A 3763-nucleotide genomic window follows, 5' to 3' on the forward strand; every position below is an offset into this window, starting at 1 on the left:
ACATCGCTAGAGGCTTTTCTCGACAGCAAAGGATCACCACCATCACCCAACAATTGGGCTACGCATCACGCCTCACACAAAATATCGACCGCATTTCACTAGTCGACGTGCCACACGCTTACACCAAGAATATCCAACACTTGGCGCGGCTACCTGACTGCGTCACCCCATCACTGAACTACCACGGATCAGGCCCCACGCATCACCAACAACCACACACCCAAAAGGATGCGCATGTTGCCAGTTCAGGGTGGTTAGTATCACCGCTTCACTCTTTGTCGCATGCATACGGGTACGGGAATATCAACCCGTTGACCATCGACTACGCCTGTCGGCCTCGCCTTAGGACCCGACTCACCCTGGGAAGACGAACTTGACCCAGGAACCCTTAGTCATCCAGCGGATACGATTCTCACGTATCTCTCGTTACTCATGCCTGCATTCTCACTCGCACACAGTCCACCACCCCTTACAGTATGGCTTCACCCCATGCACGACGCTCCCCTACCCATAGTAAAAACTATGCCGCGGCTTCGGCGGTGTACTTGAGCCCCACTACATTGTCGGCGCAGAACCACTCGACCAGTGAGCTATTACGCACTCTTTCAAGGATGGCTGCTTCTAAGCCAACCTCCTGGCTGTCTTCGCGATCCCACATCCTTTTCCACTTAGTACACCCTTAGGGGCCTTAACCGGCGATCTGGGCTGTTTCCCTCTCGACTATGAAGCTTATCCCCCACAGTCTCACTGCTATAGAACACTTAACCGGCATTCGGAGTTTGGCTGATGTTGCTAAGATGATAGTCCCGCTCAACCAACCAGTAGCTCTACCTCCGGCAAACTACTATAACGCTGCACCTAAATGCATTTCGGGGAGAACCAGCTATCACGGAGTTTGATTGGCCTTTCACCCCTACCCACAACTCATCCCCTCAGTTTTCAACCTAAGTGGGTTCGCGCCTCCACAACCTCTTACAGCTGCTTCACACTGGCCATGGGTAGATCACCCCGCTTCGGGTCCAGGACATGCCACTTACAACACCCAATTAGGATTCGCTTTCGCTACGACTACCCCACACGGGTTAACCTCGCGACATGCCGCTGACTCGCAGGCTCATTCTTCAAAAGGCACGCCATCACACACACGCGGTGCTCTGACGGATTGTAAGCGCACGGTTTCAGGAACTCTTTCACTCCCCTCCCGGGGTACTTTTCACCATTCCCTCACGGTACTTATTCACTATCGGTCACACTTAGTATTTAGGCTTACCGGGTGGTCCCGGCAGATTCACAGCAGATTCCACGAGCCCACTGCTACTCGGGCAAACAATCACCACAACACGACACGCCTTCACGTACAGGGGCTCTCACCCTCTCCGGCACACCATCCCAGGTGACTTCCGCTAACACGCCGCATCATGAGGGTACATGGCAGCATACCCACAATCATCGCCCACAACACCACACGCGCAACCCCTGCCAGGTATCACACACGCATGGTTTAGCCTCATCCACGTTCGCTCGCCACTACTAGCAGAATCACAATTGTTTTCTTCTCCTACGGGTACTGAGATGTTTCACTTCCCCGCGTAACCCCCACACAGACTATACATTCATCTGCAGGTAACACTCCATAACAAGTGCCAGGTTTCCCCATTCGGACATCCTCGGATCAACGCTTTGTTGGCAACTCCCCGAGGCATAACGCAGCCTCACACGTCCTTCATCGGCTAAGCATGCCAAGGCATCCACCGTACGCCCTTGTAACAAAACAAAAACACACAACAAACAAACAACAAACAACCACCACACACAAACAGCATGACAATCACTTGTTGTTAGGCAAACTTACAATCAAAAAATTCTTCCACAAGAATAAAGATGCTCGCGTCCACTATACAGTTCTCACACAACACACCCCACACACCAACCACCAACCAAACAAGTCAATGATCAACACGCGGAATCAATCAAGACAACACAACTGCTGCCTCAGACACCCAACAGTGCACCAACACACAATAATTAACACTTCTTTTTGACTACAAAAACCCGGCCACACTGCAACCACAACCACAACCACCACACGAATGCGTGGCAACCTTGTAGCTGGTGTGTCTCCACCCGGAAACAACAAATTGGCAGCCACACCCACGGTGACTCAACCAACAAACAAGCCCACAACTGTGAGCCACAATAAAAAAACTCCTTAGAAAGGAGGTGATCCAGCCGCACCTTCCGGTACGGCTACCTTGTTACGACTTCGTCCCAATCGCCGATCCCACCTTCGACAGCTCCCATGACAGGCCACTGGCTTCGGGTGTTACCAACTTTCATGACGTGACGGGCGGTGTGTACAAGGCCCGGGAACGTATTCACCGCAGCGTTGCTGATCTGCGATTACTAGCGACTCCGACTTCATGGGGTCGAGTTGCAGACCCCAATCCGAACTAAGGCCGGCTTTGTGCGATTAGCATCCCCTCACAAGGTAGCAAACGCGCTGTACCGACCATTGTAGCATGTGTGAAGCCCTGGACATAAGGGGCATGATGATTTGACGTCATCCCCACCTTCCTCCGAGTTAACCCCGGCAGTCTCTCATGAGTCCCCACCATTACGTGCTGGCAACATAAGACAAGGGTTGCGCTCGTTGCGGGACTTAACCCAACATCTCACGACACGAGCTGACGACAACCATGCACCACCTGTATAGCGACCACAAGGGAAACCACATCTCTGCGGCGATCCGCTACATGTCAAGCCCAGGTAAGGTTCTTCGCGTTGCATCGAATTAATCCACATGCTCCGCCGCTTGTGCGGGCCCCCGTCAATTCCTTTGAGTTTTAGCCTTGCGGCCGTACTCCCCAGGCGGGGCGCTTAATGCGTTAGCTACGGCACAAATCCCGTGGAAGGGACTCACACCTAGCGCCCACCGTTTACGGCATGGACTACCAGGGTATCTAATCCTGTTCGCTACCCATGCTTTCGCTCCTCAGCGTCAGTTACTGCCCAGAGACCTGCCTTCGCCATCGGTGTTCCTCCTGATATCTGCGCATTTCACCGCTACACCAGGAATTCCAGTCTCCCCTACAGCACTCAAGTTATGCCCGTATCGCCTGCAGTCCCACAGTTAAGCTGTGGACTTACACAAACGACGCGACAAACCACCTACGAGCTCTTTACGCCCAGTAATTCCGGACAACGCTCGCACCCTACGTATTACCGCGGCTGCTGGCACGTAGTTAGCCGGTGCTTCTTCTCCAGGTACCGTCACTTGCGCTTCGTCCCTAGCGAAAGGAGTTTACAACCCGAAGGCCTTCATCCCCCACGCGGCGTCGCTGCATCAGGCTTGCGCCCATTGTGCAATATTCCCCACTGCTGCCTCCCGTAGGAGTCTGGGCCGTATCTCAGTCCCAATGTGGCCGTACACCCTCTCAGGCCGGCTACCCGTCGACGCCTTGGTAGGCCATTACCCCACCAACAAGCTGATAGGCCGCGAGCTCATCCCATACCGCAAAAGCTTTCCACAACAATATCCAAAAAGTTGTCCTATCCGGTATTAGACCCAGTTTCCCAAGCTTATCCCGAAGTACAGGGCAGATCACCCACGTGTTACTCACCCGTTCGCCACTCGAGTACCAGTGCAAGCACTGGCCTTTCCGTTCGACTTGCATGTGTTAAGCACGCCGCCAGCGTTCATCCTGAGCCAGGATCAAACTCTCCACAAAAACTATTTCAGAAAGAAACAAGGCCGTGAAAAGCC

Annotated in this window: 2 rRNA genes; both read right to left on the bottom strand. The window is 53.3% G+C overall.

What is annotated here, in order from left to right:
- Positions 1 to 1775 (bottom strand): 23S ribosomal RNA (locus QP752_RS11130); the annotation flags it as partial.
- A gap of 438 nt (positions 1776 to 2213) precedes the next feature.
- Positions 2214 to 3728, bottom strand: a 16S ribosomal RNA gene (locus QP752_RS11135).
- Positions 3729 to 3763: the final 35 nt, after the last annotated feature.

The sequence above is a fragment of the Corynebacterium sp. UMB10321 genome (assembly GCF_030228725.1).
In the GTDB taxonomy this organism is placed as follows: domain Bacteria; phylum Actinomycetota; class Actinomycetes; order Mycobacteriales; family Mycobacteriaceae; genus Corynebacterium; species Corynebacterium pseudogenitalium.